The organism is Vibrio sp. 2433-A1, assembly GCF_056726085.1.
Map to the genome: position 1 here is coordinate 249,245 of NZ_JBRESC010000002.1, position 19,350 is coordinate 268,594.

The 19,350-nt window shown below is 43.8% G+C and carries 26 protein-coding genes; 4 read left to right on the plus strand and 22 right to left on the minus strand.

Going from position 1 to position 19,350, the window contains the following annotated elements:
- Positions 1-2: 2 nt before the first annotated feature.
- Entirely contained in the window at positions 3-971 is a 969-nt protein-coding gene (locus ACU01J_RS03680) for a phage portal protein (RefSeq protein ID WP_481084440.1), read from the plus strand.
- A gap of 24 nt (positions 972-995) precedes the next feature.
- Here ACU01J_RS03680 and ACU01J_RS03685 read toward each other — a convergent pair whose 3' ends face one another.
- The 22 genes from ACU01J_RS03685 to ACU01J_RS03790 all read right to left on the minus strand — a co-directional run bounded on the left by ACU01J_RS03685 (position 996) and on the right by ACU01J_RS03790 (position 16,543).
- Positions 996-1,517, minus strand: coding sequence for a hypothetical protein (locus tag ACU01J_RS03685; RefSeq protein ID WP_481084441.1), 522 nt, complete (start codon positions 1,515-1,517; stop codon positions 996-998).
- A gap of 2 nt (positions 1,518-1,519) precedes the next feature.
- On the minus strand, positions 1,520-2,065 hold the full coding sequence (locus tag ACU01J_RS03690; protein WP_481084442.1) for a lysozyme: 546 nt from the start codon (positions 2,063-2,065) through the stop codon (positions 1,520-1,522).
- Positions 2,062-2,304: a hypothetical protein gene (locus ACU01J_RS03695; RefSeq protein WP_481084443.1), complete on the minus strand. Its 243-nt coding sequence runs from the start codon at positions 2,302-2,304 to the stop codon at positions 2,062-2,064. The genes ACU01J_RS03690 and ACU01J_RS03695 overlap by 4 nt, the downstream gene beginning before the upstream one ends.
- A 151-nt stretch (positions 2,305-2,455) precedes the next feature.
- Positions 2,456-3,388, minus strand: a complete 933-nt coding sequence (locus ACU01J_RS03700; protein WP_481084444.1) for a hypothetical protein — start codon at positions 3,386-3,388, stop codon at positions 2,456-2,458.
- Positions 3,388-4,464, minus strand: coding sequence for a phage tail protein (locus tag ACU01J_RS03705; RefSeq protein WP_481084445.1), 1,077 nt, complete (start codon positions 4,462-4,464; stop codon positions 3,388-3,390). The genes ACU01J_RS03700 and ACU01J_RS03705 overlap by 1 nt, the downstream gene beginning before the upstream one ends.
- Complete coding sequence (locus ACU01J_RS03710) at positions 4,461-4,940, minus strand: hypothetical protein (protein ID WP_481084446.1); 480 nt, start codon at positions 4,938-4,940, stop codon at positions 4,461-4,463. Before ACU01J_RS03710 ends, ACU01J_RS03705 begins: the two co-directional genes overlap by 4 nt.
- Positions 4,922-5,965: a baseplate J/gp47 family protein gene (locus ACU01J_RS03715; RefSeq protein ID WP_481084447.1), complete on the minus strand. Its 1,044-nt coding sequence runs from the start codon at positions 5,963-5,965 to the stop codon at positions 4,922-4,924. Before ACU01J_RS03715 ends, ACU01J_RS03710 begins: the two co-directional genes overlap by 19 nt.
- On the minus strand, positions 5,962-6,363 hold the full coding sequence (locus ACU01J_RS03720) for a phage GP46 family protein (RefSeq protein ID WP_481084448.1): 402 nt from the start codon (positions 6,361-6,363) through the stop codon (positions 5,962-5,964). Before ACU01J_RS03720 ends, ACU01J_RS03715 begins: the two co-directional genes overlap by 4 nt.
- Positions 6,360-6,965 carry a phage baseplate assembly protein V gene (locus tag ACU01J_RS03725; RefSeq protein WP_481084449.1) on the minus strand — a complete coding sequence of 202 codons (606 nt, stop codon included), beginning with the start codon at positions 6,963-6,965 and terminating at the stop codon, positions 6,360-6,362. Before ACU01J_RS03725 ends, ACU01J_RS03720 begins: the two co-directional genes overlap by 4 nt.
- Positions 6,958-7,896: a phage tail protein gene (locus ACU01J_RS03730; protein WP_481084450.1), complete on the minus strand. Its 939-nt coding sequence runs from the start codon at positions 7,894-7,896 to the stop codon at positions 6,958-6,960. Before ACU01J_RS03730 ends, ACU01J_RS03725 begins: the two co-directional genes overlap by 8 nt.
- Entirely contained in the window at positions 7,893-9,083 is a 1,191-nt protein-coding gene (locus tag ACU01J_RS03735) for a DNA circularization N-terminal domain-containing protein (protein WP_481084451.1), read from the minus strand. The genes ACU01J_RS03730 and ACU01J_RS03735 overlap by 4 nt, the downstream gene beginning before the upstream one ends.
- Positions 9,084-9,353: 270 nt before the next feature.
- Entirely contained in the window at positions 9,354-10,820 is a 1,467-nt protein-coding gene (locus tag ACU01J_RS03740; protein ID WP_481084452.1) for a hypothetical protein, read from the minus strand.
- Between the two features lie 191 nt (positions 10,821-11,011).
- Complete coding sequence (locus ACU01J_RS03745) at positions 11,012-11,248, minus strand: ogr/Delta-like zinc finger family protein (RefSeq protein ID WP_481084453.1); 237 nt, start codon at positions 11,246-11,248, stop codon at positions 11,012-11,014.
- A complete protein-coding gene (locus ACU01J_RS03750; protein WP_481084454.1) occupies positions 11,242-13,215 on the minus strand; it encodes a replication endonuclease in 1,974 nt (657 codons plus the stop codon). The genes ACU01J_RS03745 and ACU01J_RS03750 overlap by 7 nt, the downstream gene beginning before the upstream one ends.
- Positions 13,202-13,594, minus strand: coding sequence for a hypothetical protein (locus ACU01J_RS03755; protein WP_481084455.1), 393 nt, complete (start codon positions 13,592-13,594; stop codon positions 13,202-13,204). Before ACU01J_RS03755 ends, ACU01J_RS03750 begins: the two co-directional genes overlap by 14 nt.
- A gap of 4 nt (positions 13,595-13,598) precedes the next feature.
- Positions 13,599-14,210, minus strand: a complete 612-nt coding sequence (locus ACU01J_RS03760; RefSeq protein ID WP_481084456.1) for a hypothetical protein — start codon at positions 14,208-14,210, stop codon at positions 13,599-13,601.
- Positions 14,207-14,434, minus strand: coding sequence for a hypothetical protein (locus ACU01J_RS03765; RefSeq protein ID WP_481084457.1), 228 nt, complete (start codon positions 14,432-14,434; stop codon positions 14,207-14,209). Before ACU01J_RS03765 ends, ACU01J_RS03760 begins: the two co-directional genes overlap by 4 nt.
- On the minus strand, positions 14,431-14,973 hold the full coding sequence (locus tag ACU01J_RS03770) for a DNA methyltransferase (RefSeq protein ID WP_481084458.1): 543 nt from the start codon (positions 14,971-14,973) through the stop codon (positions 14,431-14,433). Before ACU01J_RS03770 ends, ACU01J_RS03765 begins: the two co-directional genes overlap by 4 nt.
- Positions 14,973-15,185 (minus strand): hypothetical protein, encoded by a 213-nt coding sequence (locus ACU01J_RS03775; RefSeq protein ID WP_481084459.1) that lies wholly within the window; start codon positions 15,183-15,185, stop codon positions 14,973-14,975. The genes ACU01J_RS03770 and ACU01J_RS03775 overlap by 1 nt, the downstream gene beginning before the upstream one ends.
- Positions 15,182-15,670, minus strand: a complete 489-nt coding sequence (locus ACU01J_RS03780; RefSeq protein WP_481084460.1) for a hypothetical protein — start codon at positions 15,668-15,670, stop codon at positions 15,182-15,184. Before ACU01J_RS03780 ends, ACU01J_RS03775 begins: the two co-directional genes overlap by 4 nt.
- 20 nt (positions 15,671-15,690) lie before the next feature.
- Complete coding sequence (locus ACU01J_RS03785) at positions 15,691-16,239, minus strand: phage regulatory CII family protein (RefSeq protein ID WP_006073114.1); 549 nt, start codon at positions 16,237-16,239, stop codon at positions 15,691-15,693.
- A gap of 43 nt (positions 16,240-16,282) precedes the next feature.
- Entirely contained in the window at positions 16,283-16,543 is a 261-nt protein-coding gene (locus ACU01J_RS03790) for a pyocin activator PrtN family protein (RefSeq protein WP_481084461.1), read from the minus strand.
- A 166-nt stretch (positions 16,544-16,709) separates the two neighbouring features.
- Here ACU01J_RS03790 and ACU01J_RS03795 point away from each other — a divergent pair, with 166 nt between their 5' ends.
- The 3 genes from ACU01J_RS03795 (at position 16,710) to ACU01J_RS03805 (ending at position 19,335) form a co-directional block, all read left to right on the plus strand.
- Positions 16,710-17,402: a helix-turn-helix domain-containing protein gene (locus tag ACU01J_RS03795; protein WP_481084462.1), complete on the plus strand. Its 693-nt coding sequence runs from the start codon at positions 16,710-16,712 to the stop codon at positions 17,400-17,402.
- Between the two features lie 34 nt (positions 17,403-17,436).
- A complete protein-coding gene (locus ACU01J_RS03800; RefSeq protein WP_481084463.1) occupies positions 17,437-18,216 on the plus strand; it encodes a potassium channel family protein in 780 nt (259 codons plus the stop codon).
- A 66-nt stretch (positions 18,217-18,282) separates the two neighbouring features.
- Positions 18,283-19,335 carry a hypothetical protein gene (locus tag ACU01J_RS03805; RefSeq protein ID WP_481084464.1) on the plus strand — a complete coding sequence of 351 codons (1,053 nt, stop codon included), beginning with the start codon at positions 18,283-18,285 and terminating at the stop codon, positions 19,333-19,335.
- Positions 19,336-19,350 lie beyond the last annotated feature (15 nt).

Genomic DNA, 19,350 nt, shown 5'->3' on the forward strand with positions numbered 1-19,350 from the left:
AAGTGATTGAGATTGAATTTTCTAAACCTGTAAGCGTGATGAATAGTGATATTCTGAGCTATTTAGAAGTGGCGTTAATCGACGGCTTATATGAGCCGCCAATACCGCTTGATACTTTGGCTAAGGCCTTGCGCGTGAACCCCATGCATGCCAGCGCAATAGAATTCAAACGTAATACGTTGATTTTGGCTATTGCGTTAAGTGGGTTGTTATCTCGCCAAGATGCAAAGCGCTTTATTCAAGATTACTTAACGTTTGGTAATGGCTACCTGCAAGTTATACGCAGTTTCCGTGGACTAGGTGAGCCTGTTAAGTTGAAGCATTTACCCGCGCTTTATATGCGTAGGCGTGAAGACTTAGGCTGGACATACAAACCACGCGCTTACGATGACGAAGGGCGTATTGACTATAAACATGGGCAAGTATTCCACTTGGGTGATTATGATATTGCTCAAGAGCTTTATGGCTTGCCAAGTCATGTGAGCGGCCTTACCTCTATCTGGCTAAATGAAGATGCAACTTTGTTTCGTCGTCAGTACTTCCGCAATGGTAATCATGCTGGTTACTTGCTGTATATGAATGAGCCAACAATGACCGCCAAGCAGGAAGAAGAGATCAAGAAACAGCTTCAGGCACAAGAAGGCATGGCATTCAAAAACCTGTTTGTTAATGCGAAAGGTAAAGATACCAAAGCACCGGAATTAAAAGCGATAGGGCAGGTTGAAGCGAAAGATGCGTTTAAGGATGTGAAGAACCAGACCATGACGGATGTATTGGCGCTTCATCGGGTCCCTATAGAGTTAATGAGTGTTCGCCGTGAGAGTATTACGTCACTCGATCTCAGTAAGGTTGATTGGTTGTTTCACAAGAATGAGCTTTTGCCGCTGATTGATATGATGCAAGAGTTGAATGAATTTACGGGGCAAGAGGTTATTACCCCGAATGAGTACATGCGTTTGGATGTGGCTTAGTATCGAGTATAGACAGATACATCTCTACTGCGGGGAGGGTTTGAGTTGTGCTTTTATCCATGTTTGTAGCGATAGCAGTTGTTGTGCGTTTTCAGCACAGGTTTGCAGGTTCGCTACATCTTCGGCTAGGACTTCGGCGTCTCGCTCGTAACTTGTAACGGTTTTGGCGGCACCATCAGAGACGGTGGAGGGCTGCTGAATACCGATTGCTCGATTATGCGCTCGCACTGATTCGGCGCGGATGTGCATCCAGTCAGGGTCATTAACAACGCACTGCTTATCACTGTTCTTTTGAGCATACTTGATCACCTTTTTTTCTATATCTCGAAATTCAATTCGAATATCAGGCTTTTGGTTAGCCAGTTTTACGGCTAATTGAAAAGCCTCGTCTTGTTTCTGTTCTACTTTGTCCCATAAGGCGTTTTGCGCTTTTAGGGCCTTAGCTTCTGTAGTCGTTACACCGTAGTCGTAGGAAAGGTAAGCAACACCACCAAGAACGACAGCAAAGGCAACAGCTTTAAACAGGGTTAGATATTTACTTAACATGGTCACTCTCCTTGCCAACCGTTTAGACAAACGTCTTGCTCTTTACTTCGGCGCTTAGGAATACCGGCACAGTTGCTTTTTTCTAGTCGGCAATCTTTACCATTCACAAACACCCAGCGCGGATACTCATTACAAGCACCAGTGCGATCACCTCGGTTAAATTTTTTAAGTAATGTAGAGCGAGCGAAGTTTCCTGCACCAAGGTTATAAACAAAGCTCACCATCATGTCGTATTCGCCTTGATTTGGCTTTTGTGTAATGAGCTTCTTAACCACTTTCTCTGCGGCAGCTACACTTTCAACAAACTTTTCCGCAGCTTGCTTTTCGGTGATATGTGTATCCTTGGTTACGCCTTTGGTATGACCTAAACCGACAGTCCAAACATTTGCACTGCATTGGTAGGACTTAAGGCGACAACCTTCCTCGTTAGCGATATGGCGTAAACCGTTTTCACTAACGCTTAGTTCTGAGTCAATGGTAAAGACAATGGCAAGAACGGAGGCAACAGAGCACACCGCCGCCTGTATTGCTTTGGTTTTTAGGCTCATACTGCACCGTCCTTTTGTGAGTTGAGTTTGTCTAGCTTGGCTTGATTGAGCTTTGTAGCTACTGAGTAATGGCGAAATGCCATAACGCCAGCCGCAATGCCTACCGTGACCGAAATGACTTGCAAGGTATCTATCACACCAAAGCTGATAATGGTTGCACTAATGGATGTGAGGACTTTCTTTAGGCCAGTCGCATCTAGCAAAGATATGGCGAGTGTTTTAGCCTCTGTTTGATTCATTGATTTTTCTCTCGTAGCTAGTGATTAGTGCCCCACAAAACCAGTGTATCGGGCTGAAATTTAAAGGGTACTTATGGCATTTCTAGCGCGGAGATATAGAAGTTTGGGAAGGTAAAAAGAACAAACCCAGCGGCTAGGCTGGGTTTGGTGGTTAGTTGGCTACGCCAGAAAGGTTTGGTCGCTTACCAAATGGGAAGTCTTGGGCTTCTGGGTAGTCACATAGAGCTTTTCGGTCTTGGAGTAACTGCAAAAACTGATCATTATTCTCGATTGGTGATGTTCTTAGTTCTACAGCGTATTGTTGATCTTTTTCATATTGGTCAATGCGACTCATGACTTTAGTCAGCTCATGGTTTCGCCATGCTTTTTCTTCTTCAATCTTCACTGGTCGGTGACGCTCAATATCATACTGCCAACCTACTTTATCAGTGAACCATGAATCAAACTGATTAGGTACTTCAAGTGTGTGAGTGTTCGGAATGGCACCTAACTGACTAATTTCATAATCAGCCGTATCATCGTTATTTTTTGCATAGGCCCACTTACCACGATGATCTTCAAACTTGGTCCATTGCCCATCAATTAACTTATAAGCAAATCCTTTCTCGGCATTGGGGGGGGCATTCCAAGAATGGTTTTCTGGCAACTCAAAGTTAAAATCAGCAACGACTTGATCACGGCCAAACTCATCATAGTAAAGTTCACCAATACGAATAGGGTACACTTTCCAACCGAGGTCTTGTCTGTATAGCACTGTCTCTGTATCAATATTGAACTCAGGTGGTTCGTCTAGGACTGCCCACTCTGGATAAGCTCCCTCTGGTTCACCAATAATGAAACGCTGTCCTGTGGGGGAATAAAACTTTCTCCACGTCATATCCTCTATTTCATCAGACCACGTCTTTGTCTCGCGATTATATTGAGCAATCATGCCTTTGGCACTTGGTGTATAAATACTTTGCGTAAAGTCTTCACCTAACGCAGTCCCCTTTGCTACATGCTCTTGACAGTTTTCTATCCACCAACCTTCCTTTGTTACTCGTGAAACATTCACTACCTGTGATTTTTTAAAGAAGTGAGTCATTAGGCCATCCTTACAATCCAGTTAACTTTACGGTGATTAATGGTATTTTTTAGTGCTCCAAATAATGCAATAACAACGGTGTGAGCGTGAGAGCCAATACTGACTGAATGAGCATGATTACCTGTTGTGGTTGTATTACTTGTACGTGTCGACTTGTTATATGTTCCTGCACCACCTTGTACTGCCCCAGCGTGATACATCTCTGTGTATTTATGGTAGTGATTGCCTGTTGTATTAGTGCTTTTAGTACCAAGATTAGCTGATGAGATGGTAGATCCCGGGTGACCATGCTCTTTGACTTCCCCTTCTTCATAGGCGCCTATTGTTTCTCCATCCTCTTTACCAATGACACCGCAGCCACGCATATCAGGAATAACGCCATCCACAAAGACTTTAGCGAGCTCTGGATACATAGTGGTATCAAAGGCTTGATTTTTCATAATGGCAAATCCACTGGGAGCTATATCTGTAAACCAAGGAATAGCTGCACCGACTGGAAATATCTTTGCTGCTAACTTTAGCCATAAGTTGCTTACCAGTTTGTCTATTACGTGGGGAACTCCCAATGCGTGGACGAATTTTTTCACTGTCAGAAATGAAGTATTGTCAGTTCCTTCTTCCACTTGCGTATTGGTTGTAATTTTTGCAATACCAGCTCGCTCTTCTGTTGCACTTTGGGTGCCAACGAGAGTCACACTAATATTCTCAATCGTTGAGGCTGCAAGGTTTAGTTCACATGCTTCAGTTACAATGGAGTTTTTCTGCTTATAGGTAATGACTTCACCATCACGGCTGTCGACCGCAAACAAGGTACCGTCATCGAGCCAATAGCCAAGCTCCTTTCCTTCAAACGCTTCCTTCCCATCCCAGACGGTTTCAAAGTGAAGTTGCGAGAGACCAATAACCTCTCCTCGGGTTATGGGTTTGCGCTGCACTTCATTGCGTAAGGCCGTTTGGTCTTTGCTCGGTGTATAGCCCTCAGTACCTATACTTATCTCAGCAATCTTGTAGCTAATACCAAGTTCGCCAGCTCGAATTGAGGCAGCAATACCCGCATCAGTGATCAACAAGCTCATTGTGTTACCTCATATTTGTGTAGGTTTCGAATGTGTCGGTAATTCGCCATTTGATGGCAAACACCAAATGTTGAGTGATAAATCCAAGCAATTTCAGTATGTGGTAATCGGTATTTTTCGAAAGCTTGCCATGCTTGAACGCTATAGTGACGGAATGAGTCATATAACGAGCCGTAGATAAGGTTAGGTGTTTTGACATCATCAAATACCAACCCACTTTGCTTGCCTGCTGTGGTGTTTAAAAGCTTTTTATAATCCTGAACCTTCCAGCCAAACCCTTGCTCTTCAAACTCTGTTAATAGTGACAATTCAATATCGTCATGGGTTTTCTTAAAGTCTTTCGCTATACCGTTAATGGTATTGGTCAGCTCTTCGTTTTCGGTATCTTGCCAGTATTCGCCTTGAGGCAGTAACCCACGGTACGCATCAGCAAAATCACCTTGGCTGTACTCAATGATTAAGTCGGAGGTGTCCATGTGACGGCTCCTAATACATGAATCTGGTTATTGGCGATTGCTACTTCACCGACAGGCGCTTTGACAATAAAGTTATTGGTCACAGCTGAAATTACTAACACAATTTCAGTGTTGGTGATGGATTCAGGCTTTTTGGTTTCTGGGCTTATCTTGCCCATTTTCCCTTTGACAAAGTTTTCTAGGGCCGCGACCACATCATCACGAATTGCTTGGTCTTCAATGCCCTGAATCTCTATAGCGAGTGGTGCTTTTTTTGGAAGGTGGGCAAACGGATGACAACCAGCGAGTCGGTTAGCTTCAAAGGTCTCTTGAACAAGATTGACCACTTCACTGCTTAGCGTTGGGTCGTTCTCACGTGCGCCAATGTAGACCTCTACCATGCCGCGCTCTGGCGTGTTATCGAGTGCCCAAGCAAAATCAACATCAGAGTGAGCCGATACTGCCCACACTTCGTAATCTTCTGACTTACCGATCAGTTCATTTTTCTCGAATGCCACGATTACTCGCGCTCGCCAGTGCTCTAGCTCTTCGATATCTGCACCACCTTCAATACCAAGCGATAAGGTATTATTAGGGTCGATACCGCTTAGCCCTTCGGTTAGGGTGAGTTTGGCGCCGTTTGGTAAATTACTGGCTGTTCCTGATTCAAGCGCAATGACTTCTACAGGCACATTGCTGTACTGCTCCTTAGTGGTTTCGTATTCTTTATCACCGTAGATTAGGCAAGTCCCTTTGGCGATCACCACGGTTCTACCTAGCTCAGTAAACTGCACTGTACCTTTCGCAAAAGTAGGCAGCAGTCGTGGTGTATTGTGGCGATTGGCATGCAGGTATAGCCATGCTTCAGAGCAGGTTTCAGGGTGCAGTTGTCTGAAAAGCAAATCTTGATAGCCATATTGCCCATAGCTGACGCCAGCAATGGCAGAAGCTATAGCTTTGGTGGCTGGGTTGCTTTGCCCTGTTGCTGCTGTCAGGTTAGCTTCAGCACGAGCGATTAAGCTCTCAAGGCTCACTTGTGTACTCATTTATCTACCTTCGATAGTGGAACATCAAATGTTGAGCCGTCCGTCAGGGTTATCATGACATTACGGCCCATTTGGTTTGGCTTCTCTCTCCAAACAGTGACTTCAATGGTTTTGGCGTGACCTTGTTGAATTAACCAGGCGAGAGCTTCTTCATAAAAGCGCTTAGCAAGCCTTAAGGTTTCATCGGTTAATTTGGCTCGTTTGAGTGTCCAGTCACGAGAGCCTACAATCTCTATTAGTTCGTTACTCCAAGTACCGCCGCGCTCATTGCTGTCCATTCGCGCACGGTCATTCTTGGTTGACTCGGCGTAGTTGTAGATGCTTTGTAGTACCGCATGAGTCATGCCTTCTTTTGAATCCACTGACTCGGTAAGCGCGTTCAATTTAAAATGGCTCATGCTTTGTTTGGCCCTTGTGTAGTCTTGGTGGTGTTGTCGTCTTCGTAATCGTGGTCATGCGTTTCGACTTCAACGCCGCCGAACGTACCAGACTGACCACTGACAGAGCCTGTAACTTCTGCATTCTTCGCCACACTCAGATTGCCGCCTATATCTACATCATTAGAAAACGTGGTTTTGTCAGCAATAACGTTTACCTGTGGCGCCTTAATAGAAACTTCATCCGCAGCTACGACATCGACCTTACCTTTGGTGGCGTAGACCTTAATTCCTTCCTCGGTTTGATGGATTAAGTTGCCCTTGTCATCGAGCATGGCGACCTCTCCGGGCTTTAAGTCGATTTGGTAGCGCTCATCTTCAACATTGACGGTAATCCCACGAGCGGTCACACCGCCAATAAACAGGTTGTAAGCCTTGGCTTCTGGTAGTGGTCGGCTCATAAAGCCGTAGTTGTGGACACGCTTAATTCGGTCATTGGTGCGGCCTGTTGCCGTTCTGATTTGCAGCATGCCCGTAGTTGCACCTGTCACCGTGCCTGTTCCGATCACGTTCTTGATGCGAGCCATTAATCGCTGTTGTTGCTGACGTTGAGCACTAGACATGACTTTGCTCCTTAAACGGTCTGACCAACTCAACGGAAGTACTCGCGGAGCTTTCGGACACCGATAGGCCAAGAGACTTAATCACCAGCATTTCACTAAAATTCTGCTCTTTGTCGATCACTCGAATCACTCGGTTTAATCCATCAATCGCAAGCTGAGGAAAGATATCTGCGACAGACGTTGAAGCGGTCAGGCTTTCCGCTATGGCTAAGTTGCTTTCATATTTGGCGCGAGATAAACACGCCTCACTGCTTTGCAGTTGGTCACAGGTAATGACCATCGTGCGCGTTCTATCAATGTTTGGGTTGGTAACTTGGGCGCTGGCATCATCCCACTGGCCCTGAACATCAATGGTATGAAACTGCTTATTGAAGGCGCGCTTTATCTTTAAGCTGTCTATGTTGTTGCCTGTTTCAAGGCCAACATTGTTAATCGTTGCATGCGCTGTGTTCTCAATAGTCAGTACACCATTTCGCTCGATGAGCATGTAGCCTTGTTCACGGATGAGCTGAGCAACATTTTCAACCGGAGACTCAGCGTTAATCTGAAACTCTTCAATCTTCGGCATGCCTTTAACGAGGCTCTTTACACCTAGGCTAAACGGCTTAGCCAGTTTTCTAAGCAGCTCTTCAACATTGAGGTGATAAAGCGCATCCATAGTGATGCGCGAGTCAATCATGTTGGCGCTCTTGGAACGTCCCACTATTGGCATAGTTAAAGCGCTTGCGCCTGTCTCGTTTTCTGCTTCATCTATCTGACCGATTAATATGGATTGGTCATTGAGAAAGAACTCAACCGACAACGGGCGATCAATCTTCATCGGTTCAATCGAGCAGTTAAATGTGTGGGCTAATTGCTCTGTCGAGTAGTTCAAGTTGGCTTGGTAGAAAATATGCTGCTTTCCGTCAATGTACATCGTGAGTTGATTCATCGTGCATCCCTCACCGCGATATCACCACGGATAAATAAAGGGTGCTGAAGTGCATTCATTTTGGTAATGACGTTCTCATTGGTGTACTCATCATGGGCTATGGTCAGCGCTGACTTAAAGTGAGGTAACTGCACTGTTCTGTGCGGCTTGGTTCCCTCTGCTACTTTGTCGTGCTGAGTCTGCACATTACTTTTTAGTGACGTGAGAGCGTCATAGAGCTCTATGCTTTCTTGCGTAGAGACTTGAGTGGTTTCCTTGATGCGGTCATCAACGCTGACAATTAGAGTTGAGAGATCACTTTGAATAATCTCTGGTTGCTTTTGGGCTAGGGTGATCTCAAAACTGTCATTGGCTTCTAGATCAGTCACGTCTTTACTCATCTTCACCGCGCCCGTTACCATCTGTACATTGTGGTGTTTGGTTGGGCTATCGGTTTTTAGTTCGCCAAGCATCAACGCTTGAGCACTGCGTGAGTTATCGACGGCTTCACTCTCGGAAGCAGGTTCTGATTGAACACCTTCAGACACCGTATCAACAGCGCTAGAAAACAGATCTGCGAACTCGGCAGGGTTAGTGCTCAAGCTGCTCACGGCTGAGAAGGCTTCATTTATCGCGAGGTTAATATCTTGCAGCGAATCATCGGCTAGGTTCAGGCGGTTAGTAATATCAACCAACACATTGAGCGCACTGGTTGTGTTGTTTTGTACTTCGTTGATTTGAGAAACATCCAGCCCTTTCACTTCTTCAACAAATGACTTCTTAGACAGGCTTTCTACTATGTCAGCTTGTGCCTTGGTGCGTACTGTTGTCGGTGCAGTGATGGAAGGCGAAGTACCAGAGCGCACGAACTTAAGACTTAGTGTTACTAAACCTTTTTTCGTACTGAAGCTTAGCGAGTGGTCTTCAAAGACTAGCGGTAGTTCACCTAACCAAGGGTGCTCAAGTTCCCCTTGTGGGTTTGCTTCAAGGTTATCAATGAGTGCATTCGCATCAGCAAGTGAACTCGCGCCCACGAACACAACTTCAAAGGTGAAGGCTCGGGCTTTCGTGCCCATGACTTTTATATGTGGTAGGTCAGTGTATGGGATTTCACTCACTTGCAGACGCTTACCACCATCAAAGGAGGTAGACAGGATATTGAGCTTAAGCCCATTCCATCTAGCGTGCTCGTGTTGTCGTTCCCACATGAGAAAACCCACCAATAGAAGAAAAAAAGGAAATAGGCAGCGATTGGAAACTTTAGGACGGGTTAGGGCGCTCAGCGCTCGTTCGGACTCACCCCTCCCTCCACACCAAAATTCCACACTGCAATTTTGCGATCCTAAAAGTGATCGTGTTTCGGTAGGGTTAGTAAAGCACAGCCCCCAATAAATCTACATTGAGGGCGGTTTTAGATAGGAGATCTAGAAATGACGCAAGATCGCTTTCGATCGTTCTCGATATCTAGCAAACAATTCTCAGTTAGACGTACTTTCTATTATCTCTATATTTGTAACACTTCTTGCGTTTTCTGTTGGGGTTATGTGAAGAGCCGTTCTGTTATTGTCGGTGGTAGCTTCTATATGCATGTTGTGAAAGGTGCGTTTTAGCGCTAAAAAACTGAAGTCTAGGCCGAACAGGTTAGGGATAACATTTGGGTGCGTAAAGCTTAGGTCATCAACATCATTGTCGGGTTTGTTAGTTATTGCTCTTTTATACTCTTCTGACGGGATGTCAAAGTCTAAAGTGGCAACATCCTTACCTAGCACTACCTCTTCCCCATCTAGCAGACTCGATATGAAGTCAATAGTTTCGTATTGTTCTGGTGTTATTTCGAACTCTCCATGTATCGGTGTTGCCAAGGAGTATGCTTCAGAGATTTTTCTATAACATTCGATGATATGAAGAATGCTAGCAATATTGGAAAAATAGTTGAGCTTATTCTCACTTTCGTCTGGTCGATTGTAAAATACGTCAGTTACATGTCCTTCTTCAAACTCAAAAGCGACACTTAGAATTCCTCCTTCATGAAGGATGTCCTTTGCCCAAAGTAGTTTGTTGAAGAATGGTAGTTTATGAATACTTTTTCCGTTCCAAACAGAGGTGTCAAAGTGGTAGTCGAATGTCATTGAAGAAGAGTTTACGTCAAAGAAAGCGGTGATTTTTAGAAGCTGGTTAAATGCTAATACGGTAAATTTTAAACCGTTTTTCAGAGAGACATATTTCCCTTTAAAAGTACCTAAATATACCTTTTCCGATTTGGAAATAGCATAGAGATCTACTTTGACCTTTGTTGATGCAGGCTCGATTGTTAGCTGGGAACCTTCGTTTAATTTACTGCCTAGTGCTTCAAACAATTTGGAACCGGTGAAATTGAAAGAGGTTGATTCCAGTGTTATAGGTTTTCCAGTACTTCTCATGATATCTAACTGTTTCTGAAAACTCTTTCCTTCAGCCGATGGCATGGATAAACCAAAGCTAGCATCATCAGTGTTGGCAGTGATCTTGCGGTGTTCTTTTCCATCAATGATATTTGTTTGTACAGAAAAACGTGGATCTAGAGCGTTGAGTTTAGCGTCAATGAAGTTAATTGCTTTAGATGCTTCCAGTAAGGGACTACTTCCACTAATGAATTCAAGGGTGTTCTTCATTACTCTTGAGTCCATATCTTCTTTTGGAATTAGTTCTTTTCCAATATTGTCTCTTATGAAAGCGTGAGCCGATTCTTTCCAACTTATTAGCGTTGCTACAGGATAACTGTCCTCATCTCGGTCTATTAATGTTGCGCATTGGGTGCATAGCCAAATGCCATTATCATAGCTCTTTCTAGATGCTTCAGACTGCTGGCTATCATAACGAGGCCCACCAGGAGAAGCAGCACAGATATGTGCAGCTATACCAATGTTTAATAGGGATTTACTATTGGCCTTTGCAGCTATAGTCAATTCTCTACAATTTGGATTTGAGCAGAAACCGTTGACATGTTCACGTAAGGAGCGTTTCACGCTCTCAGGGAAATCGTGCCTTTTGTGTGAGGATCTCATATAAAACTTGAATATAGCGGGAAACTGATAAGTAATGTAACTACTAATTTGATAGAAAAACAAGAGCATAAAATATTAATGGTTACTTAGGTTCAACTTTCAAAAAAACTCATCTGGTTCGCATCGCCTTTACACAGCTCTGGTTGCAATTTTGGATCAGGCGGTTGGCCTACGGTATCAATAATCCCTTCAACTGATGTTAGTGTGTGAAACCTTACTCCACAGTTAAAGTTCAAGCATTGCCAATAGGCTTTACGCGTCTCATTGGTCATTTCCTGAGAGGTGACGATACGGGTTTTGCATCCACATTTAGGGCAGGGCATTAGCACTGGCTTACTCCTTTGTCTCGGACACTATCATACCTACCTTGCTTGCGAGGTATAGGTAATGAGTCTGTTTCTATTGGTTGAATGTGGTCATCGGAAGGACCTTCCCAATTCATGAACTCTTCCCACTCTGGATTAGGGCCGTCCAGTTCCATTTTTAGGAAGAAGTTATCTACTATTTTTTGGCTTTTGAGTGGAATTCTACAGTTATTGCCACTGGACCAAGGGCGGTCGCTCCCGCTCCCTTCAGAAGCCTCCGACAAGTCGGAGTCTTTCTTAACTAACTTCCACTCTGTCTCACGGGTAAACACCACTAGACCAGAGCCCTCAAGCCCATCTGTAGCCGTGACAATTTCACCGTATTTGTTTTCACGCTCTTTCTTGAGCAACTTGATTGGACGCATAGAAGCGCTTAAGCGGTGACCGCCCATGTAATCCATGTAAACAGAAAAGAAGCCGTTATCTGCTGCTCTTCTTGCTTTCTCGAACAAACAAAACTCTTGCTCTTCATCAATGCGGCGAAGCTCACGCCAAATAGTGACAGGTGGAGTGCGCTGAAATTGAAACTGACGAAAACAGAAAGTGCGCGACCAAGCTGTAACGTTCTTTACTGTGTCTTGCAGTTTTGCTCTTTTGTTGTCGGTATCAGTCAAACCTTCAAGGGCGTGACCGTCTACGTTTTTGGAAATGTATTTCGCTAGATAGGCAACGGCGCCGCCAGAATCCTGATCAATAAACTTCGCATCAAAGCGAGCTTTCATTGCCTTGGTTTTAGGCGTACCGTCTTCAAAGAATAAGTCTTGTTTCTCACGGAATTGATATGCTTGCAGACCACCAACAAAAGCTTTTGCTTGCTCTAGTGGCATGAAGAATACACCGTGCCAGTGAGGGGTTCCGTCTTGGTGCGGTTCTACTACACGCATGCCGTAGTAAGTTAAAGCTCGGTAATCAGCCCAAGCTCGAAACAGCTCCCACCCTTTGCTTAACCATGCATGCGCATCTTTAGGTGTGCTGCCGTCAAAGTTAGGGTTTTCAATCCAGTATTTGCCATGTTTCTTTAAGCGGTGAAAACGACTCGGGGCAGTCATAGTGATGAATACAGCAATGTGATTATTGCTTTCTGCGTACTCTTGGCATCCAGCAATACGAGTCATTAACTCATGACGGCGGTTAGCTGGGTTACTCTGTGAAGAATCAACAACAGTTTGCAGATCAATGGTATCGCCGTTCTCTGACTCGATAGCCATGAGCTCTATCCATTCACGCTGTCTATCCTGTCGGATAGTCAGCCACTCACATGCGGAGATTGAAGCGTAGGGGGAACTATGCGGTGATACCATGCCAGCGGCACGGCGAGCATTCTCAAAAACCGCAACAGAAATACGGCCTATTGCTCTACGCCAGAATCCGTCATCCATCAAACGCACAATTGCTGAATAAGCTTGATTATCATCTTCTACATAAGTGAACTGAGGTAGCCACAGAGACGCACCAACAAACTCATTTACAAAAGATAGAGTCTGCATAGGTGATAAACCTTTTTCGGCTGCAAGACGAATGCGATTACCGCAGCGTCCTGCCATCTCAACGGCTAACTTAGCTCGCTTAATTTCATTATCTACTTTCCACCACGGCTCAGGCATAACAGAGAATGCAGCAGCAACCGCAACGCTTCTTTTCTCTATAAATTCAATCGCCTTTTTAAAGCCATACTTACGCAAACGGCTAGCCGCAGCCTTATCGATGTAATTACGAATATCAAACGGCAGTTTCAGCTTGTTTGCTGTTGTCGATGCAAATTCAAACACGCGCTCTCTAGGTGTTTGCTTTCCATCGTGTATCCACTCACCGTTTACAAATTCCAGTTGGGATGAGCCCTTTTGGTTTTCTAGGTACGCGATCAGCTCCCTGTGAATATTGCTAGGGAGCCGATTGAGTGGATTTTTTAGGTTAGTGTTATGCTGCTTCATGTGCTTCGCTAGATTTTTGAACAACTCGGGATGGTAGTCTTAGGGCCCTTTCCTTTAGTCGTATACGCCACTTATTATCAAGAACCTCTTTCGGTTTATCGTTTGGTTCTCCAATCAAAGGGCCTGAACACTCAGTCTCTGTACATCGGTAGCCCAGAGGGTTTGATTTTCGTTCGCCTTGATGAGATTTGTTTAACCCGTGCTTTTCACGCAGCCTTTGAATAATCAAAGCAGAACGGCGAGTTTTGTTAGGATCTACGTTTGTCATCCCTTCCATATCTGCGCACGGTTGGTGGCAAGGAGAAGTAGCAGCAACGGCATACTTACCATCTTCGGTGTAAATAGATTGGCTTTCGCAATAGTTGATATCTTCGGTCATGCTGTTACCCCCAACCATTTGCGGATTCAGTTCTTGAGTGGTAGTAAACAATGCTGCTTACATGTGAACGAGAAAACTCCATCTTGTCTGCAATTTGACTTGGAGTCAGTCCCTCATCATAGAGCTGACGACAAAGCTCTATTTCATGATCAGAACCTTTTGAATGTGGGTATAACTCTCCTTTTCTTCGAAGCGAAATTTTGTCATTTTCACCACGATACTTATTGAGAGTTTTTACACGATTTTTGATTGTTGGAACTGTTGCTTTTCTATACTCAAGTTGAGTCACTAACTGCGCGATCTCTTCGGTGGACTTTAGCCCCGCCCACTTCAAGATTACTTCATCCTCCTCACGCTTAAACTTTGGGTTACCCATGTTGTTGCATTTTCCGCAGCTTTTACGGTGACCACGTCTCAGATCTACGGTGTACTTTTCAGTGTGAATGTTCCCACACTCACATTTGCAAACTACGCCTTGACCTGGTTCTTGCTCGATAACTGTTAGCTTTCCGAAAGTTTGACCGAGAACATTGACGTAACTAGGGTGATGTTTTCCATATTGGTAATGTTCTTCACCGCGTTTAACTTGTTGAAACCATCCTTTAGCAATACTCATGCTGTCACTCCTAGTTTTTCTTTGGCGAACGCTAAGAAACTCGTTTGCATTGATGGTGTATTGAGGAACGTGTCTACATGTTCTGGAAAAATGTTCATGGTTACGCCCCAACCGCCTTTACCTAAGAAAGAAACCACAGCGCATTTTTCGTACGTCAAAGTGCGACCTTCAAAAATACGAATTTGGTCTTCGCCAAGGTGTAGAGAGGTAATTAACTTGCTCATGCTGTCACCTCATGACCAGCCGAAACGATATGGCTTAGGCCTTGCGGTATATCGAAACGGTTACCGTTATCCCAGATAAACCAAGCGTATTCACATGAGTCAGAGCCACCGCCAATAAAACGAGGGCGAGGTACAATGATTGAGCACTTTGGAGGGAAGCCGATATCAAACCAGAAAGGAAGGCGCTTTTTTGAACCCAAGTAATTAACGCGCTGAAGGTATGCCATTGTTCCATCAGGGGCTAACTCGCTAAGGCTTTTTCTAATGAATTCCTCTGTAAGTGAAAAAGGAGGATTCGTAATAATCACATCTTGAGTGCCAAAATCAGTTGTTAAGTAGTCAATGCCTTTATCTATTTCAGCAAATGACTTTTGGTTCATTGGTAGATCTACTTTGTTGTAGATCGCACCAGTACCTAAGCATGGCTCTAAGAACTTATCTGTTGAGCGTAGAGTTAACTTAGAAAGAAGAGCCTCAACACACTCATCAGGAGTAGGGTAAAGTTCACGTGGAATTGTTTTGCCATTTGTTGAACTCATCACGCCACCTCTACTTCTTCTTGCATTGCAATAAGCGCTAAGCCAGCTTGTGCATGAACATCATTCCACATGCGTATTAGATTACTTTGCAAGTTCTCTTGTCCCTCTACAGGGTTAGAGCGGAATTTATTGATATTAAGAGTTGCCACGTTCTGCCAATGAAGGGCCTCATCAACAGTGGTAATTTGAATTTTGATTGATTGTGTTTTCATGCCAACACCTCTCTCTTTTCACAGTGAGCTTTAGCAATGATTTCGACTAAGCGCTGTTGAACGTCTAACAATGCTTTCAAGGCATTTGGGCTATGTAGAAAAATGTGCTCATCAAGAAGCGGAGCAGGGTTGTCAGGTTGGTGATCAGCATTTATCTTGAACACGCGAATACAGATATCTCGTACGTCGCCAGAGTAATAAACAAAGGTCTGTACAAACTCCATGTGATTGATTGCCATAGCGGCAATTTCTAGGGCTATTGACGTAACGGAAGCAGATACGCTTGACGTCGCTTGAATCAGTTCACATGCGGTAGGTTCAACAACAAAAGAAGCTCTGTGGCTTTTTATTAGCTCACCTATCTCATCTTTGCTCAGAGAAGGCTCTGCAACGATCATCGGTTGATGAAGTTGTTTAATAGATAAAACATCACTTTGTAATGAAGAAAGCTGTTGTCTTATCTCTTGAAGAATTTCGATTTTCATAACTACACCCCTGTAGAAAGTTAAGAAAGACCCGGTAAAGCCGCTCCGTTTGCTATTAAGTCCACTCCCATTGCGAAGAATGGCTGTGCGCTGCCAGTGCGGTTTTCTAGGTCATTGATTAGAAGCACTAAATTGCTAATGCCTTTTTGTGCTTGGTTGATGATTTTGTTTCTGGTTGAACGTGGCAGGATTTGATCACCTGCATGTTCCAACGCCATACGTGAGAAATCTCCAGCGCATTCAGAGTTCTCAAGTACACGCTTCAAAAACGTTTCTTGGTCGTAATCACTTGCATCAACAGGGATGTGAGCCGCAGCTATATCGAGGTCTCGAAGAAGGGCTGAAAGGATAGAGTAGTCACCAGTCGCTTTGCTGATAGCGAACAACACAGGAACCTTTAACACTCTTGGCTGTTCTGGGTTCAGCATGTTTCGCATAACATTGCGCTCAATGCCGATTTCATCAGCTAAGTGGCACATGTTGTGTTTGTCAGCGAAGGCAACACAGGCTTCATCAAACTTGTGTTGTGCAGCGTCTACGTAGCTGCACATTGAACTATTCGCACCCATATCTAATACTTACCCTGTAGGAAGTGAAACGGAATGAACGGAATTAGTGCGTAGAGTGCACTTGGTCCCACTCTTCTTTTGCTTTTGCTTGCTGCTTTTCGATATGAGTAGCTAACTCGTCAACGTTGACGAAATAGTCACCATTGTTTTTGTCCGTTAGACGAAATGCTGGAATAGGAAAGGTGTGTGCGCGAATTCGCTCATGTGCAGTCTTAACCCTTAGGCCAAAGAACTCTTCGCAAATTTCACTAACTGGAATGATTGGTTTTCCAAAGGTTGCATGGAGCGCATATTTGATATTCATACATCACCTCATATAGAGACACGCCGCAAAGCGTGATAAAGTAAAATTAAGCAAACTAAAGTATCGGCTCTGTGGAATTTGCTTTACTTAGTTTGTTACGTTGCGTTATTTAGCTTTATTCTGCTTTAGCTTGCCATGTTGGTCAAGCTCATTTGGTGATCTATTTATGAAGGAATGGTTCTTAAGTTCGGATTTAATGGACTTACCTGGTATGCCAAATTCGTCTGCTGGCATTTCCCAGAAAGCCCGAAGAGAAGGCTGGAAGTCCCGTAAAACAAAGGGAATGTCTCGGGCGCTTGAATACCATATCTCAAGTTTTGACGAGCAAGATTTAGCAGAATTACGTGCGAAGTTTGGTGCTGAGGTTATTCCCGATAATGTGACGGAGATCTCTAACGTAAAAGCGATTAAAGACCTCTCCCAAGTCGGTGAGTTGTGCGCTGTTCCTGTCTATAACGTGTATGCCTCTTGTGGTTTTGGTGCTCAAAATGATGCTGAATATCAGTTAAGGACTGAGCTATTACCTTGCTCTCGTCTTAAGCAATATGGACTAAACGAGAACACTGCTCGAATTGTGATTTGTCATGGTGACTCGATGGAAGACACGTTGAGTGATGGTGACGAGGTTCTAGTAGACACAAGAGAGTTAGAACACCCAGTAAAACATGGCGTGTATGTCGTTCGAATCGGCAAGCATGTTTACATCAAACGTCTGAAATACGACATAATGGCTGAAGGTTATGAGGTCATTTCAGATAACAAAGAAGAGTATTTACCCTTTATCGTGAATGGCGAAAAGCTCCAAGAGTTCGCGGTAATAGGAAAAGTGGTCACCATCGTTATGAAAACGGTGGTCTAGAAAAACAAAGGCATCCGAAAGGGTGCCTTTTTTGTTGGCTAAGCAAATGACAAATAAATCAATAGAAAAGGAGGCCATTGATTTTGGTCCCTTTCAATTCTTTACTTTGGTTCTTTCAATATACGTGTTAGTGGCATTATTTGCTGAGAGCGTATTCAAGCTACCACCCGATGTGACTGAAATATTAGCAATTACCGATAACATTATATGTTTAGTGTTTCTTGCTGACTTCTTCATTCGGCTAAAGAGGGCAGAAAGTAAAAAACACTTTATGAAATGGGGGTGGATAGATCTGCTATCTAGTATCCCAATGCTTGATATGTTCCGTTACGGAAGAATTGTAAGAGTAGTGAGAGTCCTTCGGATATTAAGGGCTGTTCGATCAACAAAAATGATTCTCTACTATTTATTTCGCAACAAGACTCAGGGTACTTTTTCTTTAGTGTCTGCGGTGTCAGTAATACTTGTTATCTTTGGTGCTATCGCCATGCTTCAGCTTGAGAAAGGCATAGATGGTTCAAACATCCATAATGCTGGTGATGCTCTTTGGTGGGCTTTCGTTACGATTACGACAGTAGGTTATGGCGATTTCTATCCGGTGACCTATGAAGGAAGAATTGTTGCGGCTGTTCTTATGACCGCAGGAGTAGGCTTGTTCGGTACGTTTACAGGTTTTGTCGCATCTTGGTTCTTAGAAGAAGACTCAGACAAACAAGATATGCATGTGATCACAAATCTTCGCAATGAAATATCATCCTTAAAGGATGACATTGCCGACTTAAAAGCAGCCATTGATAACTCCCCAAATAGATGATTTATCCAGTTAGCTTAATGTTTAATGCTTTAAGAAATACCAACACTGATTTTATGAGAGAGTCGAGTGAATAAAAAAGCTTATTACCGAACGTTGATTACCCTCCAAAGGGAACTAGAGAGTGGCTCCTACAGTAGTTTGTTTAATACGGTAGATATCTTCAATCAAGTTCACCAAGATATTCATAACTTATCTTTTGAGACGTTTGATGGGAGCTCTAACACGGCAACCTTTCAACAGCACCGACAAGGAATTGTAAACTCAGTTAGAGAGGCCATAAGCAAAGATCAATCCTCAACCAATACAAGACAGCTTTTCCGCTGTTATATGGAATTAGAGCACCTGATTGAAACAAGCCACTCGGAATCGAGGCCGCACTTATCAGAGCAGCTTAGTAGTTTTCTGCATTGTGTTGATGAGTTCTTACAGGCTCACGAGAGCTATCGTGTCAGATATAAAATGGAACTGGCTTATAGACTCTCATTTGCGAGCATACGTGTAACGAGAGCGTACGATGATTTACTAAGAGCACTTAATACCATCCTAGAAGGTTATCTATCACAGCCTTTAGATAAGAACTTGCAGCAGCTAGAACTGTATTTATGCAATGTTCCGTCATTAAAGCAGTTTGGTAACAAGTTGGTTGCTTTGGACGAGATGTACACTGAGCTTGGTAATTTGTTCAATGTATCGCTATCCGACCATCCAATTGTTATTGAACACATTGAAGACGGAAGCTTACTTGCTCGTATTTCGGGTAATCAATTGATTGTTAATATTCTTACGGCTGTAATTAGTGCAGGCTCAGCCTATTACATCGCTAATTATCCAGCAAACAAAGATATTGTCGAGATGAAAGAAAAGGTTGAAACGCTCGATATGATGTTTGAGTTAAGTAAGAAGCTCAAGCAAGAGGGCCGCAACGTTGAAGATATGCAGGAAAATATTCACCGTACACTGAAGAAGTTAGCGAGTTCTAGTGACGTGCTGTTAAGTGATCAGCCTAGTATCGAAGTCAATGACAAGGTTTATGAGATGGATGAACAAAACAGTACGAAGTTGCTTGAGCAGAGTAAGCAAAAGCTTCTTGAAAACAAGCTCCTTAATCAAGAAGCGTAGTCAATGAGTATTGGT